20 protein-coding genes are annotated in these 21,755 nt (G+C 68.7%); 9 read left to right on the plus strand and 11 right to left on the minus strand.

Annotated features, from left to right (window positions below; all coding sequences use genetic code 11):
* Positions 1–30 precede the first annotated feature (30 nt).
* Together A5688_RS12980 and eccCb are read right to left on the minus strand one after the other, a co-directional pair.
* Entirely contained in the window at positions 31–1,266 is a 1,236-nt protein-coding gene (locus tag A5688_RS12980) for a type VII secretion-associated protein (protein WP_067908836.1), read from the minus strand.
* Positions 1,263–4,991, minus strand: coding sequence for a type VII secretion protein EccCb (eccCb, locus tag A5688_RS12985; protein WP_082955029.1), 3,729 nt, complete (start codon positions 4,989–4,991; stop codon positions 1,263–1,265). The genes A5688_RS12980 and eccCb overlap by 4 nt, the downstream gene beginning before the upstream one ends.
* Before the next feature lie 128 nt (positions 4,992–5,119).
* On the opposite strand from eccCb, the gene eccD reads away from it, so the two are divergent.
* Both eccD and mycP read left to right on the plus strand, forming a co-directional pair.
* Entirely contained in the window at positions 5,120–6,499 is a 1,380-nt protein-coding gene (eccD, locus tag A5688_RS12990) for a type VII secretion integral membrane protein EccD (protein WP_067833964.1), read from the plus strand.
* On the plus strand, positions 6,496–7,803 hold the full coding sequence (gene mycP, locus A5688_RS12995; protein ID WP_067908840.1) for a type VII secretion-associated serine protease mycosin: 1,308 nt from the start codon (positions 6,496–6,498) through the stop codon (positions 7,801–7,803). The genes eccD and mycP overlap by 4 nt, the downstream gene beginning before the upstream one ends.
* Here mycP and eccB read toward each other — a convergent pair.
* Positions 7,768–9,156: a type VII secretion protein EccB gene (eccB, locus tag A5688_RS13000; RefSeq protein WP_067908843.1), complete on the minus strand. Its 1,389-nt coding sequence runs from the start codon at positions 9,154–9,156 to the stop codon at positions 7,768–7,770. The two genes, mycP and eccB, sit on opposite strands and share 36 nt — an antisense overlap.
* Before the next feature lie 187 nt (positions 9,157–9,343).
* Here eccB and A5688_RS13005 point away from each other — a divergent pair, with 187 nt between their 5' ends.
* Both A5688_RS13005 and A5688_RS13010 read left to right on the plus strand, forming a co-directional pair.
* A complete protein-coding gene (locus A5688_RS13005) occupies positions 9,344–10,195 on the plus strand; it encodes a cutinase family protein (protein ID WP_067908992.1) in 852 nt (283 codons plus the stop codon).
* Between the two features lie 42 nt (positions 10,196–10,237).
* Positions 10,238–10,873: a cutinase family protein gene (locus A5688_RS13010; RefSeq protein WP_067833958.1), complete on the plus strand. Its 636-nt coding sequence runs from the start codon at positions 10,238–10,240 to the stop codon at positions 10,871–10,873.
* On the opposite strand, the gene truA is transcribed toward A5688_RS13010, so the two are convergent.
* The 8 genes from truA to infA all read right to left on the minus strand — a co-directional run bounded on the left by truA (position 10,870) and on the right by infA (position 15,502).
* Complete coding sequence (gene truA / locus A5688_RS13015; RefSeq protein ID WP_082951203.1) at positions 10,870–11,736, minus strand: tRNA pseudouridine(38-40) synthase TruA; 867 nt, start codon at positions 11,734–11,736, stop codon at positions 10,870–10,872. The two genes, A5688_RS13010 and truA, sit on opposite strands and share 4 nt — an antisense overlap.
* Positions 11,708–12,283, minus strand: coding sequence for a 50S ribosomal protein L17 (gene rplQ, locus A5688_RS13020; protein WP_067908846.1), 576 nt, complete (start codon positions 12,281–12,283; stop codon positions 11,708–11,710). The genes truA and rplQ overlap by 29 nt, the downstream gene beginning before the upstream one ends.
* A 116-nt stretch (positions 12,284–12,399) precedes the next feature.
* A complete protein-coding gene (locus A5688_RS13025) occupies positions 12,400–13,443 on the minus strand; it encodes a DNA-directed RNA polymerase subunit alpha (protein WP_067833949.1) in 1,044 nt (347 codons plus the stop codon).
* A 76-nt stretch (positions 13,444–13,519) separates the two neighbouring features.
* Positions 13,520–14,125, minus strand: a complete 606-nt coding sequence (rpsD, locus tag A5688_RS13030) for a 30S ribosomal protein S4 (protein WP_067833946.1) — start codon at positions 14,123–14,125, stop codon at positions 13,520–13,522.
* Positions 14,126–14,130: 5 nt separating this feature from the next.
* A complete protein-coding gene (gene rpsK, locus A5688_RS13035) occupies positions 14,131–14,550 on the minus strand; it encodes a 30S ribosomal protein S11 (RefSeq protein ID WP_067101453.1) in 420 nt (139 codons plus the stop codon).
* Between the two features lie 6 nt (positions 14,551–14,556).
* A complete protein-coding gene (rpsM, locus tag A5688_RS13040) occupies positions 14,557–14,931 on the minus strand; it encodes a 30S ribosomal protein S13 (RefSeq protein WP_067833943.1) in 375 nt (124 codons plus the stop codon).
* Between the two features lie 184 nt (positions 14,932–15,115).
* The gene (gene rpmJ / locus A5688_RS26890; RefSeq protein ID WP_003879483.1) at positions 15,116–15,229 is read right to left on the minus strand and encodes a 50S ribosomal protein L36; all 114 of its coding nucleotides are present in this window, start codon (positions 15,227–15,229) and stop codon (positions 15,116–15,118) included.
* 51 nt (positions 15,230–15,280) lie between these two features.
* Positions 15,281–15,502: a translation initiation factor IF-1 gene (infA, locus tag A5688_RS13045; protein ID WP_003418601.1), complete on the minus strand. Its 222-nt coding sequence runs from the start codon at positions 15,500–15,502 to the stop codon at positions 15,281–15,283.
* A 245-nt stretch (positions 15,503–15,747) separates the two neighbouring features.
* Between infA and A5688_RS13050 the strand changes: the two genes are divergently transcribed.
* Genes A5688_RS13050 through rfbB form a run of 5 tightly spaced genes read left to right on the plus strand, consistent with a single transcriptional unit; the run spans position 15,748 to position 21,754 of the window.
* Positions 15,748–17,427: an FAD-dependent oxidoreductase gene (locus A5688_RS13050; RefSeq protein ID WP_067908848.1), complete on the plus strand. Its 1,680-nt coding sequence runs from the start codon at positions 15,748–15,750 to the stop codon at positions 17,425–17,427.
* Positions 17,424–18,965, plus strand: a complete 1,542-nt coding sequence (locus A5688_RS13055; RefSeq protein WP_067833936.1) for an ATP-binding protein — start codon at positions 17,424–17,426, stop codon at positions 18,963–18,965. Before A5688_RS13050 ends, A5688_RS13055 begins: the two co-directional genes overlap by 4 nt.
* Before the next feature lie 28 nt (positions 18,966–18,993).
* Positions 18,994–19,842: an LLM class F420-dependent oxidoreductase gene (locus A5688_RS13060; protein WP_067908851.1), complete on the plus strand. Its 849-nt coding sequence runs from the start codon at positions 18,994–18,996 to the stop codon at positions 19,840–19,842.
* A gap of 23 nt (positions 19,843–19,865) precedes the next feature.
* Positions 19,866–20,732 carry an LLM class F420-dependent oxidoreductase gene (locus A5688_RS13065; RefSeq protein ID WP_067833930.1) on the plus strand — a complete coding sequence of 289 codons (867 nt, stop codon included), beginning with the start codon at positions 19,866–19,868 and terminating at the stop codon, positions 20,730–20,732.
* Between the two features lie 26 nt (positions 20,733–20,758).
* Complete coding sequence (rfbB, locus tag A5688_RS13070) at positions 20,759–21,754, plus strand: dTDP-glucose 4,6-dehydratase (RefSeq protein WP_067908854.1); 996 nt, start codon at positions 20,759–20,761, stop codon at positions 21,752–21,754.
* Position 21,755: the final 1 nt, after the last annotated feature.

Genomic DNA, 21,755 nt, shown 5'->3' on the forward strand with positions numbered 1-21,755 from the left:
CCGCGGCCGTCGATCGGTTCCACCGAATTTTCATCCGATCGCGTGGGCGGATCGCACGGCCTGCTCACACGCATCGCGGACGGCGTCTTCGTCGCCGGCCCGGCTCTGGCAACCGATGCTGATCCGAACCGGGCCGTCGAGCAGCACCGTCCAGCGCACGTGATGGCCGGGGCGCACTTCGCGGTACGTCACCGCCGGTCGACCGGCGCTGGTTCCGGACGGGTTGAAGTCGACAAACACCCCGGCGGACTCGGCGTCGATCGCGCGCTTCAACCGCTCGGCGGCGCCGCTCAACGTCTCGCCCGCGACCGGTGACTGGGTGATGTGCAATGCCACTTCGGGGTCGGCCGGCGACGTGACCTGGACCCGCGCCGAGCCCGGTCCGCTGACCACCCGTTGCGCCGACCAAGTCGCGGGTACCGACAGCGTCACGCGCCCTTCCATCAGAAACGTCGTAGGCGCGGTTTCCACCGGCTTCGGTGGGACCGCGGCGGGTCGGCCCATCGTCACTGCGGTCGGTGCCGCGGCGGCGACCACGATCGCGGCCGCCGCGAGTCCGCTCAGCCTCCGACCGTGCGATCGGACGGCACCGGCCGGTGCGGGGGCGACCGGACCCGACCGCGCGGCGGTTGCCCGGTAGGCCGATCCGGCCAGACGGGCGAACCGAAAGTCGCTGATTTCCAGGATGTCCGGCACCTGCTGCCCGCCGTTGCGCACCGCGTCGGCGATCAGCGCCGCCAGCGCGGACGCACCGGCGACGCTGCCCGGTGTGTCGATCAGCACGGCCGCGGGCGCCATCGCGGCGACGACGCCCGCAACGTCGCGGGCGACGGACTGCGGCTCGGCGTTGCGCGGAATGGCAGTGACCGTGCTGGCGATGACCGCGACCAGCCGCTCGGCGATCTCGATCACTGCCGTCGCATCCGGGTCGGCTCGGGACGCCCGCGTCAGCAGCGAGGATCGCGTCCGCGTCTCACCCGCCAACGCGGCAGCGGCGGTGCTCACCACACCCGCCCGCGCCGCCGGCCACCACGACGGATGGATGACGACCATCCCGTCGCGGTGCCCGCGCGTTGCCGATCGCAGCGCGGCCTCCCACAACGCGTCGACGGCCATCGGCCGCTCCCCGACCAGCGCCACCGGGTCGTCGATGGCGTCCAGCGCCGTTTGGCTGAGGACCGCCGCATCCTCGTCGGCGCTTGTGGCGCAACACAACCGGCGGATCGTGCCGGGCCCGGCTTCGACGATCGCCGGGTGCTGACTCATGGTGGGCTCCAGGCAACCTGGACGAATTCTTCGTCACCGCCGTGGGCGGTCAGGACGCCCCGGCCCGGCGGCAGCCGGACCGGCCGGGTCGAGCCGAACGATCCGCCCCCGGCCGGACATCCGCTCATCGAAAGCGACATGCAACCGAGGTCGCGCAGACTCGCCAGCAGTGGCTCGAACATCGCGCGCTCGACTCCACCGGTGCGGCGGGCTATGACCAGGTGCAATCCCAGATCTCTTGCATACGGCAGGAATTCGACGATCGGCGCCAACGCATTGCCCGCCGGCGTGGCAACCAGGTCGTAGTCGTCGACGATGACATAGAGGTCCGGTCCAGACCACCAGGAGCCGCTGCGCAACTGGTCCTGGCTGGCGTCGTGCGGCGGCATCCGCGCCTGCAACGACTCGAGCAGGTCGGGCAACATTGCCGCCAGCGCGGCGGGCGACATGGCGTAACCGCCGAGATGGTGCGACTCGACGACGCCGAGCAGTGCGCGCCTAAAGTCGACGATCGACAGCCGAGCTTGCCCGGCCGTCTTCGTCCGGACGATTTCCCGGCACAGCATCCGCAGTGTCGCGGTCTTGCCGCACTCGTTGTCACCGAGGACGAGAAGATGCGAATGGTGCTCGAAATCGATTGCCATCGACTGCAATCCGCGTTCCCGTAGGCCGAGTAGTATCCGCGTGCCAACCTCGGCGCTCGCCCCGTTCACCACGGCCTCGCGATCCACGTGCATCGGCAGCACCGGTATCGGCGGGGCAACCGAATCACCGGCGGAAACCTCGGCGGTGGGCGAGGCGATCACCATGTGCAGACCATCACGGGAAAGGCCACGGCCCGGCCTGTCACACGGCACGTGTTGCGCGGCCCTGCGGTCGATTTCGGAGTCCGCGGGGTCGCCCAGCCGCAACTCTATGCGAGTGCCGATCTGATCCCTCAGCGCGGGCCGCACCTCGGCCCACCGCGTTGCCGACAACACCACGTGCACACCGAACGAAAGTCCTTGAGCAGCCAGCGTTGTGATCGACTCCTCCAGCGTCTCCCCTTCTTGACGCACACCCGCCCAGCCGTCGATGACGAGGAAAACGTCGCCGAAGGGATCATCGGATGCAGCGGTGTCCCCGCGCCGCTGGCGGTACTGCGCGATCGACGCGATGCCATGCTCGCGGAACACGGCTTCGCGGCGAACGACGACCGACTCGCATGCGGCGACGATCCGTTCGGCGAGACGTGGTTCCGCGCGCCCCGCAACGGCACCCACATGCGGCAGCGTGTGCACCGACGACAGTGCCCCGCCACCGAAATCCAGGCAGTAGAACTGCACCTGGCCGGGGTCATGCGTGGCGGCCAGGGCGGTGATGAGCGTGCGCAGCGCCGTCGACTTGCCCGATTGGGGTGCGCCGGCGACCGCCACATTGCCTGCCGCTCCGGACATATCGATCATCAGCGGCGTCCGGCACTGATCGAACGGCCGGTCGACAACGCCAATGGGGACTGCCAGACCCCCTGGCGTGCAGTCAGCGTCGGCCAGCACGCTACGCAGCGCCGGTGCCGCCCCGAGCGGGGGTAGCCAAACCCGATGCGCGGGCGGTCCCTGGCCGCACAGCCGGTCCAGGACGACGTGCGAGATGCTCCGTGCGGGCGTCCCGCTCACCTCGACGGCCGAAGTGATCGCCCCGGTTACCCGGCTGCTGAACGCGCGCACCGAATGCGCCGTCATGGTCGGCGTACTTCCGGGTGTGTCCACCGGCAGCGGCGCCGAAACCGAGGCGGCCTGGAAGCGAATCGGTTCGTCGCCGCTGCTGCGCAAGAAGCCGGCGCCAGGGGTGCTCGGCAGTCGGTATGCGTCGAGATTCCCCAGTGCGGCCTGGGATTCGCCGGCGGATAGCGTTTTCAGACAGATGCGGTAGGACAGGTGGGCTTCCAGTCCGCGTAGCCGGCCCTCATCGAGACGCTGACTGGCCAGCAGCAGGTGCATGCCCAGCGAACGGCCGAGCCGGCCGATCGCGACGAACATGTCGGCGAAATCGGGATGCTGGCTGAGCATTTCAGAGAACTCGTCGACGATGATGAACAGCGTGGGCAGCGGTGGCAACGCAGCGACCCCGCGTGCTCGCTCGTATGCCGCGACGCTGACGCAGCCCGCTGTCCGCAGCAGCTGCTGGCGACGGTTCATCTCACCGGCCAGGGCATCGCGCATCCGGGCCACCAGCGGCGCTTCGTCGGCAAGGTTGGTTATCACCGCGGCCACGTGTGGGGCGTGCGCATAATCGAGAAACGTTGCGCCGCCCTTGAAGTCGACAAGAAGCAGGTTGAGCGCCGCCGGCGAATTGTGGGCCATCATGCCCAACGCGATGGTGCGCAACAGCTCCGACTTGCCCGATCCGGTAGCGCCGATGCACAGCCCGTGCGGCCCCATCCCACCGTCGGCCGGCTCTTTGATGTCCAGCTCGGCCGGGGCACCCGCCGCGGTGGTTCCGATCGGTACGCGAAGTCGGTCGCGGCGCCGTTGTCGACGCCACCGGGTTACCGGGTCGAAACGATCCGGGTCGCAAAGCCCGGCCAGTTCCGGCCAACCGGGCTCAGATCTTCCCGCGCGGTCAGTGCGCGCGTGGTACCCGGCCAGCCGGCGCGCACAGATCAGCGCGTCGATGGGCGCCATCCCGTCGGGACTCAATCCCGATGCGGGTTGACCGGACGTCCGAATGGTCAGCGGTGCGCCGTCGCGGCCGGTGCCGACCCCGATGGTGGCCGCGTCGACGATTGGATCGACGCCGTCGGAAAGATCGGTGAGCATCACCACGTGTCGTCCCTGCGCCGCGGCGTGCGCATGCCGTGCCGTTGCCGCGCTCGAATAGATCATCCGCACCCGGCCCGCGTCATCGGTATCGACCGGATGTTGGTTGTGCGGCAGCCATTTCAGCCACTCCCAGTGACCGCGACGCGCATCGTCGACGGCGGCGGTGATCAGCACCTGATCGGGCGCATGCAGCACGGCGAGCTGGCAGATCACCGCGCGCAGGAGTCCGCGCACTTCGCCCGGATCGCCGTCGATCGCCACGACCGTGCCGGCGCGCAGGTCGATCGTGACCGGGGCGTGGACCGTCGAATGCTTGTGCAGGAAGCGCCGCAGTGCGGCGGCGGTGACCGGGTCGCGGAACCCCTCGGGCGGAAGCTGCGGGGCGACCAGTCCGGGGTTGAGTGGCTGGGGCCCGATGCCCACCCGGACGACGCGGAAGTCCGCGTCGGTTGGTCGCCGTTCCCACATCCGTGGGCCGCCGATCAACGTCCACAGCGTGTCGGGATCGGGATGTCTCCTGATCGATGAACTGCGCTGTGTCACAGCTATTTCGGATAGGCGGTCACTCAGTGCGCTCAGGTAGGCGAGGTAGTGATCGCGGTCGGCATCGATGCCACCGCCATGCCGGCGGGCACGACCGGTCAGACCCGTCACCACGGTGGAAACCAGCATCATCACCGGGAAAGCCAGAAACATGGGGTGGCGGGTCACGCCGCTCCCGACGGTGAACACCGCGGCCATGATGCCCATGCACATCAGGGAGAGCAGCACTGGTGCCAGCCGCGCCAGCATGCCCGGCGAGGTGCGAGGTGGTAGCTCCGGTGGCGCGTCGATAACGATGTCCCCATTCGCCGCCTGTGGCGCGTCGACAACGATGTCCCCATTCGCCGCCTGCGGTAGCGCCGGCATCAGAGCCTCTGTCATCGCTTCCCTCCCCGGTGCGACGACGGTAGGTGGCACCGGCATCGACGACAAGTCACCTGTGGACAGCCGGATACCGGGTCGTGGCGACCTGGCTAAGTTGTCCCCTAATCCGACCGAAGGGTTCGCTGTTGCCTGCATCCGATACCGGGCTGCGACGCGTCTCGGTGCACTGGGACACCACCGTCGTCGATGTGACCCTGCCCGCCGGACTCCCTGTCGCCGTTCTGATTCCGCCACTTGTCGACATCCTCGAGGTCGACCACCCCGACAATGGGCGCTACCGCCTGTCGGTCCCCGGAGCGTCCGGGCTGGATCCGTCAATGACGCTGGCGCAGCATGGCATCGGAGACGGGGCGATGCTGGTGCTGAGCCGGCGCGGCACACCACTGCCCGCACCCCGCTACTTCGACGTGGCGGAGGCCGTGTCGGCCGCACTCGACGCGGCGGCAAAGCCGAGCGGCGACGCCTCACCCGGGCGCGCGGCCCGGCTCACCGGCGCGGCCGCGGCGATCGTGTTGACCGGCGTCGGAGGACTGGTCATCGCGCGTAACACGTTAGGCACCAACGCTATCGGAGATGTCGCCACGACGGTCATCGTGTTGGTGTCGGCCGCGGCCCTCGCCCTCGGGCTTTCGGCCGTGGCGCACCGCGGCTATCGAGACAGCACCGCCGCGCTGACGTTGAGCGTGATCGCCACCGCGTTCGCAGGTGTTGCCGGCTTCGTGGCGGTGCCCGGCGTGCCCGGCGCCCCCAATGTCTTGCTGGCGGCGGTGGCGGCCGGGGTCACCTCCGCGGTGGCGATGCGCGTATCGGGCTGCGGTGTGGTCACTTTGACCGCTGCGTCGTGCTGCGCCGCGCTCATCGCGCTGGCCGGGTTGGCGGGCGCGATCAGTGCGGCGCCATGGCCCGTCATCGCTTCGGCGGCCGCACTGGCATCCCTTGGCCTGCTCGGGGTGGCCGCACGCGCATCGATCGCGCTGGCGGGATTATCGCCCCGGCCGGGGACACCGGATATGGCCGGAATCGACCCGGGCGGCGCGGAGGTGCACCGCCGGGCCGTCCGCGCCGGCAGTTGGTTGTCGGGCCTGCTTGCCGGGTTGTCGGCATCGGCCACGGCGGGCGCGGTCGTCACCGTCCTTGCCGGCGCACCGCGCCTGGCGTGCACCGCGTTCGGCACCCTCACCGGCGCGTTGCTGCTGTTGCGTGCCCGATCCGCCGACGAGAAGAGAACGCTGGTGTTTGCGATCAGCGGAATTATCCTTGCCGCAACGACTTTCGCGGTTGCCGCGTCGCGGACACCGGTGCACATCCCGTGGGTCGCGACGGCGACGACCATCTCGGTCGCCGTGGCGATGTACCTCGGCTTCGTCGGCGCGGCAATACCCGCCTCGCCCGTCGTCCGCCGATGCGTCGGATTGCTGGAGTGGCTGGTGCTGGCCGCCATGGTTCCGTTGACCTGCTGGATATGCGGACTGTACGGGACGGTTCGGGGCTTGAGCCTCACATGATTTGCTCGTGCGCCGGCCGCCTGTTGGCGGTGTCGGTGCTGGCGCTTGTGTTCGGAACGCCGACGGCGCGGGCTGTTTCGCCCCCGGATGTCGATGACAGCTGGTTGCCCAAGCCCGCCTTGCCGGCGCCCCCGTGGCCGACCGTACAACGCGAGGTGTGCGCGACGATGACCGTCGACGCGGGACCGGGCCGTAACCCGCCGGCGGGCCTGGGCGACCTGTCGGCGGTCTGGCAACTCAGCCGCGGCGCCGGGCAACGGATCGCGGTCATCGACACCGGGATTTCCCGACACCGCCGGCTGCCCGATGTCGTGCCCGGCGGCGACTACGTATCCACTGGCGACGGCACCCAGGACTGCGACGCGCACGGCACGCTGGTAGCTGGAATCATCGCGGCCACAGCCGATTCCAAGTCCGACAGCTTCAGCGGGGTGGCACCGGAGGCCACGTTGATCAGCATTCGGCAGTCCAGCGCGAAGTTCGCCCCGACCAGCGACCGGTCCCGTGTCGGGGTCGGTGATGTCGACACTCTGGCGAAAGCCGTTCGGACGGCGGCCGATCTGGGTGCGTCGGTGATCAACATCTCGTCGGTTGCGTGCGCGCCGGCGGCTTCGGCGCCCGACGACCGCGCGCTGGGCGCCGCACTGGCCTACGCCGTCGACGTCAAGAATGCCGTCATCGTGGCCGCGGCCGGCAACACCGGCGGTGCGGCAGGGTGTCCACCGCAGCGGGCGGATGCCACCTGGCAGAACCTCACGGTGGTCGCCAGTCCCGCGTGGTACGACGACTACGTGCTGACCGTCGGTTCGGTGGATTCCGCTGGGGCGCCGTCGGCGTTCACCCTCGCCGGCCCCTGGGTGGATGTCGCCGCGCCCGGTGAAGGGGTGACTTCGCTCGCGCCCGAACCGGTGTCCGGCACGAGCTATGCGGCCCCGGTGGTCAGCGGATTGGCCGCGCTGATCCGCGCACGCTTCCCGGCGTTGACGGCCCGCCAGGTGATGCAGCGCATCAAGACCACGGCGCGTCATCCGGCCGCCGGATGGGATCCCCTCGTCGGGAACGGCACCATTGATCCGTTCGCCGCGGTCAGCACCGGCACGCATGCTTCCGGCAGCACTCCCAGTCCGTCGGCGGCGCCGGTACCGATCCCGGCGGCGCCGCCGGTCCAACCGCGCGATTCGCGCGGCCGGGACACCGCGCTCCGGGGAGCGGCGGTCTGCCTGATGGCCCTGGCCGTCGTGCTGGCCACCGCGTCGGTCAGGGGTCGCCTACGGCGTGCCCGCGACCGCATCGCGTGCGATTGAGGCGTTCTGTCGGCTCAGCTCCGGTCCGGCCGGGAGAAGCGTGAGCAGCGGCCACGGCGCCGGGCCCGGCTGCGTAAGACCGAGGTCCCGCGCGGCGGCGTCGTCGTGAACGGCGAACCGGACTCCGGTGTCGGTGATCAGGTAGCTGGTGCCGGCCGTGTCGGCTGCCCGCACGTAGGCGCTGCGGCCGGGCGGCACGTACACGGCGTCCAGCGCGGGGCCGGGACCGTCGGCCTGCGCCAAAATGACCGGCGCCCGGCCGGCCGGCACCGGCGGGCGGCTCTCGGCCAGAAATGCGACGTCGACCTGGCCGGGTCGGGCCTCCTCCCAACTCGCGCACAACGCGCCGGTGGGGGCCGCGAGCGTCGGCGCCCGGTCGGGATACAGGGCAACCGGTAGCTCGGTGACGACGGGAGCGGCCCGGATCACCTCGGGTGCAACGGAGACGGGGTTGGCCGTGGCCCGCGGGTTGCCGAAGCGCAAGAGGTCGGCGGCCACCTGGCCGATGCGCTGCACCCCGGCGGCCAGCACCGCGTAATACTCGTCGCCGTCGGCCCGTGTGATGCGAAGCACACTTCCGACCGGAAATCCCGGGACCTTCGCTGTCGCGCCGCCCGGGCCGCGGATCGGTGGCGACGCGATCGGCGGCGCCTCCGGCACGGCATTCAGCAATGCCTCCGAGACGCGCAGGGGCGCACGGCCCTCGAGGCGCAGCGCGCGCACCACCGCGGCATCGTCGAGGTCCACCGTCGCGCGGTGGCCGTTGTACAGCAGGTAGGCCGGCGAACCGGAGGTGGGAGCCACCAGCATCGCCTGCGCCGCGGGGACTTGGCGCACCGCCGGGGCCTCGGAGCGGCGGGCGACGATGACCGTCGTGGTTGTGTTAGCGCCGGTGCTAGCGCATATCGACCAACCCACCTCCTCCGGGGACAGCGGCCTGCCGAGAAATTGCGGTGCGCCCGGAATGCCCAGCAGCGGGCCGCGTTTGGTGGTGTCCAGGTCGGATTCGGTGACCGGCCGCGGGTTGGCGGCGGTCGCCGCGATCAGCCGGGCGGAGGCCAGGTTGAGCACCGGATGCCAGACGTCGCCCACCCGGACGAACAGGGCGCCGGATTCCCGGCTCACCACGATCTGCTCGCGGTCGAGCGCCGCGTGGGGTCGCAGCAGGGCCAGCACCGCGCAGCCGGCCACGGCGACGGCGGTGACCACGCACCCCAGCACCAGCGCCGCCGGATACGGGCGCGGGCCCGACCCGGCCACCCCGACACCCTCGTCCAGCAACGCGCCCTCGATGCGCCGCAGCAAATACCGGTACGCGCTGATGTGCAGCCAGGCTGCCGGCTGACGCGGCACCCGATCTCCTCACCCCGTGGATCCGTCAACGCCCACGGTAAGCCGCCGTTTCGCGGCGCACGGGCGGTTATCCACAGGTCGCGGGAGTTTCAACAGATCACAAATTGGGTAACATTGCCCGGTGCAAACTCACCGTGTACGTACCCGTCGGGCGGGCACCGCGCGGTCGGCAACACGCTTCGTCGGCCTGGGTGCTGCCGCCCTGGCTACCGCTGCTGGCCTGCTCGCGACCCCCGCCGCAGCGCCCAAAGCCTCCGCGTTCGACTGCCCGGACGTCGAGGTCATCTTCGCCCGCGGCACCAACGAACCGGCCGGCCTGGGCCGGGTCGGCGACGCCCTGGTGGAGTCGCTGCGCCAGCAGACCAACGGCCTGAACATCCTGCCCTACGGCGTGAACTACGCCGCCAGCAAGCTGCAGCTGCACGGCGGTGACGGCGCCAACGACACGATCGACCGCGTCAAGAAGAGCGTGGAAACGTGCCCCAACACCAAGATCGTGCTCGGCGGCTACTCGCAGGGCGCGTCGGTGATGGACATCGTGGCCGGCGTTCCCATCGGTGGCATCAGCTGGGGCAACAAACTGCCCCCGCAGTACGCCAACAACATCGCCGCCGTCGTCACCTTCGGTGACGTGGCCGACCGCGCCGGCGGAACCCTGCCCAGCCAGAGCGCGCTGCTGGGCTCCAAGGCCGCCGACTATTGCAACCCCAACGACCCGATCTGCCACGCGGGCCAGGGCAACGAGTGGAGCGGGCACACCGAGGGCTACGTCCCCGTGTACACCACCCAGGCGGCGGCGTTCGTCGCGCAGAAGCTGGCGGCCACCGGTGTCGGCCAGCAGTCGCCCGCGTTCGGCCCGCCGCTGGGCCCCGTCCCGCAGCAGCCCGGTTACGGCCAGCAGTCGCCGGTGTACGGGCAGAACCCGCCCGGGTCGGGCCCGTCGATCCACGACGGTACGGTTCCGACTCCAGGGCCGTCGCTGCCCGCACCCACCGCGCCCGGGCCGGCCACGGACTCACCGCAAGCACCTCTCGTCTAAATCGTTACCGTCGGGTTATCAACGCACCCGTAACATCGCTGTGTGAGGCTTATCCCGTTAGGGCTGGGCATCGTAATCGGCGCGACGGCCGCGTTATTGGTTGCCCCCCAATTGGTTCCGCGTGCGTCGGCATCGTGCCCCGGCGTTGAGGTGGTCTTTGCCCGGGGCACCGACGAGCCGCCCGGTGTCGGCAAGGTGGGCGGTGCCTTCGTCAGCTCGCTGCGCGAGCAGACCCGCAAAAGCGTTGGCACATACGGGGTGAACTACCCGGCCAGCAAGGACTTCCTGGCCGCCACCAACGGCGCCAACGACGCCAGCACCCACCTGCAGCAGATGGCGGCCAACTGCCCCGGCACCAAGCTGGTGCTGGGCGGGTACTCCCAGGGCGCCGCCGTCGTCGACATCGTCACGGCCGCACCGCTGCCCGGCCTCGGCTACCGCCAGCCGTTGCCGCCCGCGACCGCCGACCACGTCGCTGCCGTCGCACTTTTCGGCAACCCGTCCGGCCGCGCCGGTCAACTGATGAGCGCCCTCTCCCCCAATTTCGAGGGCAAGACCATCGACCTGTGCAACCCGGGCGACCCGATCTGCTCGGGCGGGATGCAGTGGAGTTCGCACCTGGGCTACGTGCCCGGATTGACCAACCAGGCAGCACGATTCGCCGCGGCCAGGGTTTAGCGCGAGCGCACGTCCCGGGTGATCAGGTTGCGCGCCGCCAACTGGTCATCGGGCGGGTAATCCACCCCGACCAGCGACAACCCGTGGGCGGGCGCGGCCGCGAAGTCGCTGGACCGCTCCGTGGCGCTGAGCAATCCGCGACAGTAGGACACCGGGCGGCGGTGTTCGCCGACGGCCAGCAGCGCGCCGACCAGCGAGCGCACCATCGACCAGCAAAACGCGTCGGCGCTGACGTGCGCGGTGATCAGGTCACCGTCGCGCGTCCAGTCCAGCCGCTGCAGGTCGCGGATCGTGGTGGCGTTCTCGCGGAAGCGGCAGAACGCGGCAAAGTCATGCAGCCCCAACAGGTCTCGCGAGGCCGCGGCCATCGCGTCGACGTCCAGCGGGCGGGGCCAGGCGGTGACGTAGCGGGCCTGCAGCGGCTGCACGCCCCAGGGCGCGGTGGAAAGCCGATACACATAGTGGCGGCGCAGCGCCGAGAACCGGGCGTCGAAACCCGCAGGGGCGCGGGTGATGTCGACGACCCGGACGTCGGTGGGCAGGAACCGGCCCAGTCGGCGCACCAGCGGTCCGAATTCGGGTTCACCGGCGTGCGGTGCCCGCGGATAGGCGTTCGGCAGGGCGTCCGGCGGCACGTCGACGTGCGCCACCTGACCGGTGGCGTGCACTCCGGCGTCGGTGCGTCCCGCCGCGCGCAGCCGCACCGGCGTGCGGAACACGGTGGTCAGCGCCTCGTCGAGAACTCCGGCCACGGTCCGCTGGCCGGCCTGAGCGGCCCAGCCAGCGAAACCCGTTCCGTCATAGGCGATATCAAGCCGCAGACGGATGTCCTCGCTAATCCTCGCTGGACCCTTCGGCCTCATCGGCCTGCGCTTCGCCGGCCTCGGCCTCGGCCTTGGTCTCCTCGACCTCGGCCGTGGCTTCCTCGGCCGTCGGGCCGACGGCCTCCTGCGGCTCGACAGCCGCCTGAGGCGCCGCCGCCGCGGCGACAGGAGCGTCAGTCTTCTTGGAAGCCTTCACCCGACGAGCCCGATCGGCCTCGGAGGTGACCGTCTTCTCCCGCACCAGCTCGATCACGGCCATGGGCGCGTTGTCGCCCTTGCGCGGCTCGACCTTGATGATGCGGGTGTAGCCGCCGTTGCGGTCGGCGAAGAACGGACCGATCTCCGCGAACAGGGCGTGCACCACGTCCTTGTCGCGGATCTTCTTCATCACCTCTCGACGGTTGTGCAGCTCACCCTTTTTCGCGTGGGTGATCAGCTTCTCCGCGTACGGCCGCAACGCCCGCGCCTTGGGCTCGGTCGTCTTGATCCGGCCGTGCTCGAACAGCGACGTGGCCAGGTTGGCCAGAAGGGCCTTCTGGTGCGAAGACGACCCGCCGAGGCGAGGACCCTTGGTGGGCTTGGGCATTGCGCTATCTCCTAAGTGGGGCCGACCCCCGTATCAGGTAGGGCCGGGACGGACGGTGTTGCATGTGTCCGGTTCCTCAGCGGCCGCTGCACGGCCGCATCGTCGCCGGACGGGTTTTACAGCTGTTCGGTTTCCGCGTAGTCCTGGTCGTCGTAGGCGGCCTCGTTGGACCAGGTGCCGGTGGCGACGTCGTAACCCGCGACCTGCGAGGGGTCGAAGCTCGGCGGGCTGTCCTTGAGCGACAGGCCCAGCTGGTGCAGCTTGACCTTGACCTCGTCGATGGACTTCTGGCCGAAGTTGCGGATGTCGAGCAGGTCGGACTCGGTGCGGCTGACCAGTTCGCCGACGGTGTGCACACCCTCGCGCTTGAGGCAGTTGTACGACCGCACTGTCAGGTCCAGGTCGTCGATCGGCAGGGCGAACGACGCGATGTGGTCCGCCTCGGCGGGCGACGGGCCGATCTCGATGCCCTCCGCCTCGACGTTGAGTTCGCGTGCCAGGCCGAACAATTCGACCAGGGTCTTACCCGCCGACGCCAGCGCGTCGCGGGGGTTGATCGAGCTCTTGGTCTCGACGTCCAGGATCAGCTTGTCGAAGTCGGTGCGCTGCTCGACACGGGTGGCGTCCACCTTGTAAGTAACCTTCAACACCGGCGAGTAGATGGAATCGACTGGGATACGGCCGATTTCGGCACCGGAGGCGCGGTTCTGCACGGCCGGCACGTAGCCGCGGCCGCGCTCGACGACCAGCTCGACCTCGAGCTTGCCCTTGTCGTTCAGCGTCGCGATGTGCAGGTCGGGGTTGTGCACCGTGACACCGGCGGGCGGCACGATGTCACCGGCGGTGACCTCGCCCGGGCCCTGCTTGCGCAGGTACATGGTGACCGGCTCGTCCTCCTCGGAGGACACCACCAGGCCCTTGAGGTTCAAGATGATCGCGGTGACGTCTTCCTTGACGCCCGGCACGGTGGTGAACTCGTGCAGCACGCCGTCGATGCGGATGCTGGTGACGGCCGCACCCGGGATCGAGGACAGCAGCGTCCGGCGCAACGAATTGCCCAGGGTGTAGCCGAATCCCGGCTCCAGCGGCTCGATGACGAACTGGGAGCGGCTGTCGGTGAGAACTTCCTCCGACAATGTGGGTCGCTGAGAGATCAGCATGGTGTTTCTTCTTCTCCTTCTCGGCACCCGCTATTTGATGCCGTTAGGTTTCCGGGCCGGCTGGCCCGAAAAGTCTTTACTTCGAGTAGAACTCGACGATGAGCTGCTCGGTGAGCGGCACGTCGATCTGCGCCCGTTCGGGCAGCTGGTGGACGAGGATGCGCTGACGCTCCCCCACCACCTGCAGCCAGCTCGGGATCGGGCGGTCGCCCGCCGTCTCCCGCGCGATCTGGAACGGCACGGTGTTCAGCGAGGAGTCCCGCACGTCGATGATGTCGTGCTGCGACACCCGGTAACTGGGGACGTTGACGTGCACGCCGTTGACGCTGAAGTGCCCGTGGCTGACCAGCTGACGCGCCATCCGGCGGGTCCGCGCCAGGCCGGCGCGGTACACGACGTTGTCCAGCCGGCTCTCCAGGATGCGCAGCAGCTCCTCACCGGTCTTGCCGGATTGCCGCACGGCCTCTTCGTAGTAGCGACGGAACTGCTTTTCCATCACGCCGTAGGTGAAGCGGGCCTTCTGCTTCTCCTGCAGCTGCAGCAGGTACTCGCTTTCCTTGATCCGCGCGCGGCCGTGCTGGCCGGGCGGGTAGGGACGCTTTTCGAAGGCCTGGTCGCCACCGACGAGGTCGGTGCGCAACCGGCGGGACTTGCGGGTGATGGGTCCGGTGTAACGAGCCATGGTTCCTAGACCCTTCTGCGCTTCGGCGGGCGGCAGCCATTGTGCGGCTGGGGGGTGACGTCGGAGATCGCGCCGACCTCCAGGCCGGCGGCCTGCAGCGACCGGATCGCGGTCTCCCGGCCCGAGCCCGGGCCCTTCACGAAGACGTCGACCTTCTTGACGCCGTGTTCCTGCGCCTTGCGCGCGGCGTTCTCGGCGGCCAGCTGGGCCGCGAACGGGGTCGACTTCCGGGAGCCCTTGAACCCGACGTGACCCGACGACGCCCAGGCGATGACGTTGCCCTGCGGGTCGGTGATCGTCACGATCGTGTTGTTGAAGGTGCTCTTGATGTGGGCGGCACCGTGCGGGATGTTCTTCTTTTCCCGCCGGCGGGTCTTCTGGCCCTTCTTGGGCGCCGCCGCGCCTGCCTTCTTTGCTGGTGGCATCGGGGGTTACCTGGCCTTCTTCTTGCCGGCGATGGTGCGCTTGGGGCCCTTGCGGGTGCGCGCATTGGTCTTGGTCCGCTGGCCGCGCACCGGCAGGCCGCGGCGGTGCCGCAGGCCCTGGTAGCAGCCGATCTCGATCTTGCGGCGGATGTCTGCCTGCGTTTCGCGGCGGAGGTCACCCTCCACCTTGAGATTTGCCTCGATGTAGTCACGCAGGTGGGTCAGCTGATCGTCGGTCAGGTCCCGGGTGCGCAGGTTCTTGTCGATACCCGTCGCTGCCAGGATCTCGTTGGAGCGGGTGCGGCCGACGCCGAAGATGTAGGTCAGCGCGATCTCCATCCGCTTGTCACGCGGCAGATCGACGCCTACTAGTCGAGCCATAGGTGGCGTTTCCTCTTTTTCTAGGCGGAGGTCTGATCCCAGCCCGTTCCCGATCTGATCGGGGCCCGGCCTCCGACCGGGCGTGGATGAGCTGGCCCATCTCTAAAGATGCGGGCAGCTCAGTGGTGCTGGGAGGTCTGCATTCAGTTGTGTTGATACTGCGGGGCGCCGAAGCGCTTATGGACTAGCCCTGGCGCTGCTTGTGGCGTGGATCGGAGCAGATCACCATGACCCGCCCATGCCGACGGATCACCCTGCACTTGTCACAGATTGGCTTGACGCTCGGGTTCACCTTCACGGCTGTTCGATCCTGTTCTGTCTATTCGTAGGTTGCTGGTGATCAGGCGCTTTACTTGTACCGGTACACGATGCGGCCGCGGGACAGGTCGTAGGGAGACAACTCCACCACCACCCGGTCCTCGGGCAGGATGCGGATGTAGTGCTGCCGCATCTTGCCGCTGATGTGGGCAAGCACCTTGTGACCGTTTTCCAGCTCAATGCGGAACATCGCATTGGGCAGGGGCTCGACCACCCGGCCTTCCACCTCGATGGCGCCGTCCTTCTTGGCCATAACTAAATAAGAATCCTCGTCGTATAGTTTCGTTCGCGCCTAGTCGACGCGACAGTGCACCGACTTGGAACGTGAGCCGGTGACAGGAAATTCCTAGGGACTTGGCACACAAAAAGTCGGCGCGTATGCCGCACCGTTGTTCCACAATACCCGGTTATTCCGCTCCACCAAAATCGCTGCGGGCGGAACGCCGCCCGTCTCGCCGACCTCCCACAGGGCCGCTGACGAGCGCATACTTAACGCCGATGACGAATCCCGATGCTCCCGGCGCGGCCCAGTCCCGCAAGCCCGTCATGTTGACCGTCGATGATGATCCCTCGGTTTCCCGGGCCGTAGCCCGGGACCTGCGTCGCCACTACGGCGAGGACCACCGGATCGTGCGCGCCGAATCCGGGCCCGACGCCCTCGGCACGCTCAAAGAGCTCAAACTGCGCGGCGAGACCGTAGCGCTGCTCATCGCCGACTACCGGATGCCGCAGATGAGCGGCATCGAGTTCCTCGAACAGGCGATGGACCTGTATCCGGCGGCCCGGCGCGTGCTGCTGACCGCGTACGCCGACACGCACGCCGCCATCGACGCCATCAACGTCGTCGACCTGGACCACTACCTGCTCAAGCCGTGGGATCCCCCGGAGGAGAAGTTCTACCCGGTGATCGACGGGCTGCTGGACGCCTGGCGGGCCGCACCCGAGCACCCCATCCCGCACACCAAGGTGATCGGTCACCGCTGGTCGGCGCGGTCCTGGCAGGTCCGCGACTTTTTGGCCCGCAACGGCCTCTACTACACCTGGTTCATGGCCGACGAACCCGCCGGCGAGCGGCTGCTCACCGCGGCCGGCGAGGACGGCAAGCGGCTGCCCGTGGTGGTCACCCAGCGCGGCGACGCCCTGGTGGATCCCACCGACGCGCAGCTGGCCGAGACGCTGGGCCTGACCACCACGCCGTCACAAGAGTTCTACGACCTGATCGTGGTCGGCGGCGGGCCCGCCGGCCTGGCCGCGGCCGTGTACGGCGCCTCCGAGGGGCTGCGCACCGTGCTCATCGAGCACACCGCCACCGGCGGTCAGGCCGGGCAGAGCTCGCGCATCGAGAACTACCTGGGCTTCCCGGACGGGGTGTCGGGCGGCCAGCTGGCCGACCGCGCCCGGCGGCAGGCGGAGAAGTTCGGCGCCGAGCTGATCACCGCCCGCAAGGCCACCGCCCTCGAGGTGAACGGATCCAAGCGCACCGTGCGGTTCGCCGACGGCGGCTCGATCGACGCGCACGCGGTCATCCTGGCCACCGGCGTCTCCTACCGCCAGTTGCAGGCCGAGGGCTGCACGGAGCTGACCGGCTGCGGCATCTACTACGGGGCGGCCATCTCGGTGGCCTCGGAGTGCGAAGACGAGGAGGTCTACGTGATCGGCGGGGCCAACTCGGCCGGCCAGGCCGCCATGTACCTGTCCCGGACGGCCAAGTCGGTCAACATCGTGGTGCGCGCGCCGTCACTGGAGGCCTCGATGTCCTACTACCTCATCCAGCAGATCGAGGCGAACCCCAAGATCAACGTGCTGACCTGCACCGAGGTGCAGCGCGCCACCGGCGACGGCCACCTCGAGCGGCTGCGGTTGGTGAACAACCGGACCGGCCAAACCGAGGACGTCACCTGCGGCCGGATGTTCATCTTCATCGGCGCCGCCCCCCGCACCGACTGGCTCGACGGCGTACTGGCCCGCGACGACCACGGCTTCATCATCACCGGCCCGGACCTGCGCAACGTGTGCGGCTGGACACTCGAGCGTCCGCCGCATCACCTGGAAACCAGCGTGCCCGGGGTGTTCGCCACCGGCGACGTCCGCTCCATGTCGGCCAAACGCGTCGCCGCCGCCGTCGGCGAGGGGTCGATGGCGGTCATGCTGGTCCACCGCTACCTGGCCGAATCATGACCATCGACATGCCCTGCGAGCCCGACGAGCTACGCAGCCTGTTCCTGTTCGAGGCCCTGACCGACGAACAGCTCGCGGTGCTGTGCAACCGGGGCCACATCGAGAACTATCAGCCGGGCCCGATCTGCGTCGAAGGCGAACCGGCGACGTGTTTCTACGTGCTGATCGAGGGCGAGCTGATGATGTCCAAGCTCTCCGGCGGGCAGGACATCGAAACCAACCGCACCTCGCAGCGCGGCGTGTATTGCGGCGCCTGGCGGGCGTTCACCGGCGGCAAGCAGAAGAACTACGACGCCTCCGTGCACGTCACCAAGCCGTCGCGCTTCTTCGTCATGGACGCGCCGGTCTTCGCGCAGTTCATGCGCGACCAGTTCCCCATGGCGGTGCACCTGCTCGACGGCATCGCCGTCGGCACCGACCGCACCCGCCGGATCATCGACAACCGGGAGAAGCTGCTGGCGCTGGGCCGGCTGTCGGCCGGGCTGACCCATCAGCTCAACAACCCGGCGGCGGCGATCTCTCGGGCCGCGTCGGATCTGCGCGAGCGGGTGGCCAACATGCGGCACAAGCTGGCGATGCTCGCCGACGGCACCATCACGCCCGAGGCGCTCGGCGCCCTGGTGCAGCTGCAGGAGCGGGTCGCCGAGCAGGTCGCCAAGTCTGCTGCTCCAGGTGGGGGACAGCATTTGAGCGCGCTGGAGACCTCCGACCGTGAGGACGCCGTCGGCGACTGGCTGGAGGACCACGGCATCGAGGGTGGGTGGGACATCGCCCCGACGTTCGTCGAAGGCGGCGTCGACACCGATTGGCTGGAGCGGATTTCCGCGGTCAGCGACGAGCTCCCGTCAGCCTCGCTGGAGATGGCGATTCGATGGATCAACTACACCATCGAAAGCGAACTGCTGATGAACCAGATTCTGGAAGCCAGCAAACGGATTTCGGCGCTGGTCGCCGACGCCAAGCAGTATTCGCAGATGGATCGGGCCCCGTTCCAGGTGGCCAACGTGCACGACCTGCTGTACAGCACGCTGGTGATGTTCGCCGACCGGTTGACCAAAGACGCCGGCAGGGACGGCCCCAAGGACACCCCCGCCATCACCCTGGTCAAGGATTTCGACAAATCACTTCCCGAAATCCCTTGCTATCCAGGTGATCTCAATCAGGTGTGGACCAACATCATCGACAACGCGATCGCCGCCATGCGCGATACGGGCGGCACGCTGACCGTGCGCACCTGCCGCTACGGCGACAACATGGCCCGCGTCGAGATCTGCGACACCGGGCCGGGCATCCCCGCGGACATCCGCGAGCACATCTTCGAGCCGTTCTTCACCACCAAACCGTTCGGCGAGGGCACCGGCCTGGGGCTGGATCTCGCCTTCAACATCGTCGTCAAGAAACATCGCGGGGACCTGCGGGTGGAATCGGCGCCCGGCGACACCCGCTTCATCGTGCTGCTCCCGCTCACGGCGCCCGCCGCCGACGTCGCCGTTGCCGACCTCGACGACGTCGACGAGGGTGTGGCGACCGCGGAATAGCTCTCACCGGTCGCAGGTTGGGAACACCATGACCGATGCAGCAAGCAAGCCCGATCTCGGCCGGTTCGGATCGTTCGGACGCGGCGTCACACCGCAGCAAGCCAAGGACATCGAAGCGCTGGGCTACGGCGCCGTCTGGGTCGGCGGTTCACCGCCCGCCGAGCTGGCGTGGGTCGAGCCCCTCCTGGAGGCGACGACGACGTTGCAGGTGGGCACCGGCATCGTCAACATCTGGACCGCACCCGCCAAGCCGGTGGCCGAATCGTTCCACCGCATCGACAAGGCCTACCCGGGACGGTTCCTGCTGGGCATCGGCGTCGGCCACCCCGAGGCCCACACCGAGTACCGCAAGCCCTACGACGCGCTGGCCGACTACCTGCAGCAGCTCGACGACTACGGGGTGCCCGCCAACCGCCGGGTGGTGGCTGCACTGGGCCCGCGCGTCCTCAAGCTGTCCGCGGAGCGCTCGGCCGGGGCACACCCCTACCTGACCACCCCGGAACACACCGCGCGGGCTCGCGAGATCATCGGGCCGTCGGCCTTCCTGGCACCCGAGCACAAGGCGATCCTGACCACCGATGCCGAGAAGGCCCGGGCGGTTGGCCGCAAGGCGCTCGACGTGTATTTCAATCTCGCCAATTACCGAAACAACTGGAAACGGCTGGGTTTCAGCGAGGACGAGGTCACCCGGCCGGGCAGCGACCGGCTGGTCGACGCGGTGGTGGCGTATGGCACCGTGGACCAGATCGCGGCGCGGCTCACGGAGCATTTGGACGCCGGCGCCGATCACGTCCCCGTGCAGGTCCTGACGAAGGATGAAAACCTGGTCTCGGCGCTGGCCGAACTGGCCGGGCCGCTGGGGCTCAAGCGGTCCTGACCCGAACTCGTAGGGGGAGCTGGATGACCGAAGGAGTTTCGCTCAAGCCCGAGCTCGGCCGGTTCGGGGTGTGGTTGCCCACCCGATCCATCTCCCCCGAATTGGCCGCCGGGATCGAAGACCTGGGCTACGGCGCCGCCTGGATCGGTGGATCGCCGGACGCCGGGCTGACCTGGGCGGACCCGGCCCTGGCGCGGACGACGTCGCTGCAGCTGGCGACCGGCATCGTCAACATCTGGAACGCACCCGCCGCGGAAGTCGCGCAGTCCTTCCATCGGATCGAATCAGGCCATCCGGGAAGGTTTTTGCTGGGTATCGGGGTGGGTCACCCCGAGCACACCGAGGAATACGTGAAGCCATACGACGCCCTGGCCTCCTACCTCGACGAACTCGACGCGGCCCTGGTGCCGACCAGCCGGCGGGTGATCGCGGCGCTGGGGCCGCGGGTGCTGGGCCTCGCGGCGCGGCGCAGCGCCGGTGCCCACCCCTATCTGACCACGCCGGAACACACCGCCAAGGCGCGCGAATTGCTCGGCGGTGCAGTGTATTTGGCGCCCGAGCACAAGGTGGTGCTCACCACGGATGCGGCGAAAGCCCGCGAGATCGGGCGTCGCACGGTCGAGTTCTATCTGGGCCTGAGCAACTACGTGAACAACTGGCTGCGGCTGGGGTTCACCGAGGCCGACGTGCGCAAGCCAGGCAGCGATCGGCTGATCGACGCGGTCGTCGCCTACGGCACGCCCGAGAACATCGCGGGGCGGTTGTGTGAACACTTCGATGCCGGAGCCGACCACGTGGCGGTCCAGGTGCTGGGCGGGCACGACGAGGAAACGCTGCTACCTGCGCTGAGTGAATTGGCCGGGCCTCTGGGGCTAACTGCCACAAACTGACCGAGCGGCTCGGTTAGGGTTTGGGCATGCGGTTACTGGTCACCGGCGGCGCTGGATTCATCGGCGCCAACTTCGTGCACAGCACGGTCCGCGAACACCCCGAGGATTCCGTGACGGTGCTCGACGCCCTGACATATGCGGGCCGGCGCGAGTCACTGGCCGACGTCGAGGACTCCATCAAGCTGGTGGTCGGTGACATCACCGACACCGAACTGGTGTCGCGGCTGGTCGCCGAATCCGACGCGGTGGTGCATTTCGCCGCGGAGAGCCACGTCGACAACGCGCTGGACAGCCCCGAGCCTTTCCTGCACACCAACGTCGTCGGGACCTTCACCATCCTCGAGGCGGTGCGACGTTACGGTGTGCGGCTGCACCACATCTCGACCGACGAGGTCTACGGCGACCTGGAGCTCGACGACCCGCAGCGGTTCACCGAGGCGACGCCCTACAACCCGTCCAGCCCGTATTCGGCGACCAAAGCCGCCGCCGACATGCTGGTGCGCGCCTGGGTGCGCTCGTATGGGGTGCGCGCGACGATCTCGAACTGCTCCAACAACTACGGGCCCTACCAGCACGTCGAGAAGTTCATCCCGCGCCAGATCACCAACGTGCTCACCGGCCGGCGGCCCAAGCTGTACGGCACCGGCGCGAACGTCCGCGACTGGATCCACGTCGACGACCACAACAGCGCGGTCCGGCGCATTCTGGACAAGGGCGAGATCGGGCGCACCTACCTGATCAGCTCCGAAGGCGAGCGCGACAACCTGACCGTGCTGCGCACGCTGCTGAAGATGATGGGCCGCGAACCCGACGACTTCGACCACGTCACCGACCGGGTCGGCCACGATTTGCGTTACGCCATCGACCCATCCACGCTTTACGACGAATTATGTTGGGCGCCAAAGCATACCGACTTCGAGGAGGGACTGCGTGCAACCATCGACTGGTATCGCGCAAACGAATCGTGGTGGCGTCCGTTGAAAGACGCCTCGGAAGCACGCTACGAAGAACGTGGGCAGTAGC

It is taken from the genome of Mycobacterium mantenii (assembly GCF_001667865.1).
In the GTDB taxonomy this organism is placed as follows: domain Bacteria; phylum Actinomycetota; class Actinomycetes; order Mycobacteriales; family Mycobacteriaceae; genus Mycobacterium; species Mycobacterium mantenii_A.

What these genes read in the sequence shown, in the direction of transcription:
- rfbB (WP_067908854.1), top strand. Translation starts at nt 20,759, where the DNA reads ATGCGGTTACTGGTCACCGGCGGCGCTGGATTCATCGGCGCCAACTTC.
- eccCb (WP_082955029.1), bottom strand. Translation starts at nt 4,991, where the DNA reads ATGACAGAGGCTCTGATGCCGGCGCTACCGCAGGCGGCGAATGGGGAC.
- truA (WP_082951203.1), bottom strand. Translation starts at nt 11,736, where the DNA reads ATGAGGCCGAAGGGTCCAGCGAGGATTAGCGAGGACATCCGTCTGCGG.
- A5688_RS12980 (WP_067908836.1), bottom strand. Translation starts at nt 1,266, where the DNA reads ATGAGTCAGCACCCGGCGATCGTCGAAGCCGGGCCCGGCACGATCCGC.
- rpsK (WP_067101453.1), bottom strand. Translation starts at nt 14,550, where the DNA reads ATGCCACCAGCAAAGAAGGCAGGCGCGGCGGCGCCCAAGAAGGGCCAG.
- rpsM (WP_067833943.1), bottom strand. Translation starts at nt 14,931, where the DNA reads ATGGCTCGACTAGTAGGCGTCGATCTGCCGCGTGACAAGCGGATGGAG.
- A5688_RS13025 (WP_067833949.1), bottom strand. Translation starts at nt 13,443, where the DNA reads ATGCTGATCTCTCAGCGACCCACATTGTCGGAGGAAGTTCTCACCGAC.
- A5688_RS13060 (WP_067908851.1), top strand. Translation starts at nt 18,994, where the DNA reads ATGACCGATGCAGCAAGCAAGCCCGATCTCGGCCGGTTCGGATCGTTC.
- A5688_RS13065 (WP_067833930.1), top strand. Translation starts at nt 19,866, where the DNA reads ATGACCGAAGGAGTTTCGCTCAAGCCCGAGCTCGGCCGGTTCGGGGTG.
- rplQ (WP_067908846.1), bottom strand. Translation starts at nt 12,283, where the DNA reads ATGCCCAAGCCCACCAAGGGTCCTCGCCTCGGCGGGTCGTCTTCGCAC.
- mycP (WP_067908840.1), top strand. Translation starts at nt 6,496, where the DNA reads ATGATTTGCTCGTGCGCCGGCCGCCTGTTGGCGGTGTCGGTGCTGGCG.
- A5688_RS13050 (WP_067908848.1), top strand. Translation starts at nt 15,748, where the DNA reads ATGACGAATCCCGATGCTCCCGGCGCGGCCCAGTCCCGCAAGCCCGTC.
- infA (WP_003418601.1), bottom strand. Translation starts at nt 15,502, where the DNA reads ATGGCCAAGAAGGACGGCGCCATCGAGGTGGAAGGCCGGGTGGTCGAG.
- A5688_RS13055 (WP_067833936.1), top strand. Translation starts at nt 17,424, where the DNA reads ATGACCATCGACATGCCCTGCGAGCCCGACGAGCTACGCAGCCTGTTC.
- rpsD (WP_067833946.1), bottom strand. Translation starts at nt 14,125, where the DNA reads ATGGCTCGTTACACCGGACCCATCACCCGCAAGTCCCGCCGGTTGCGC.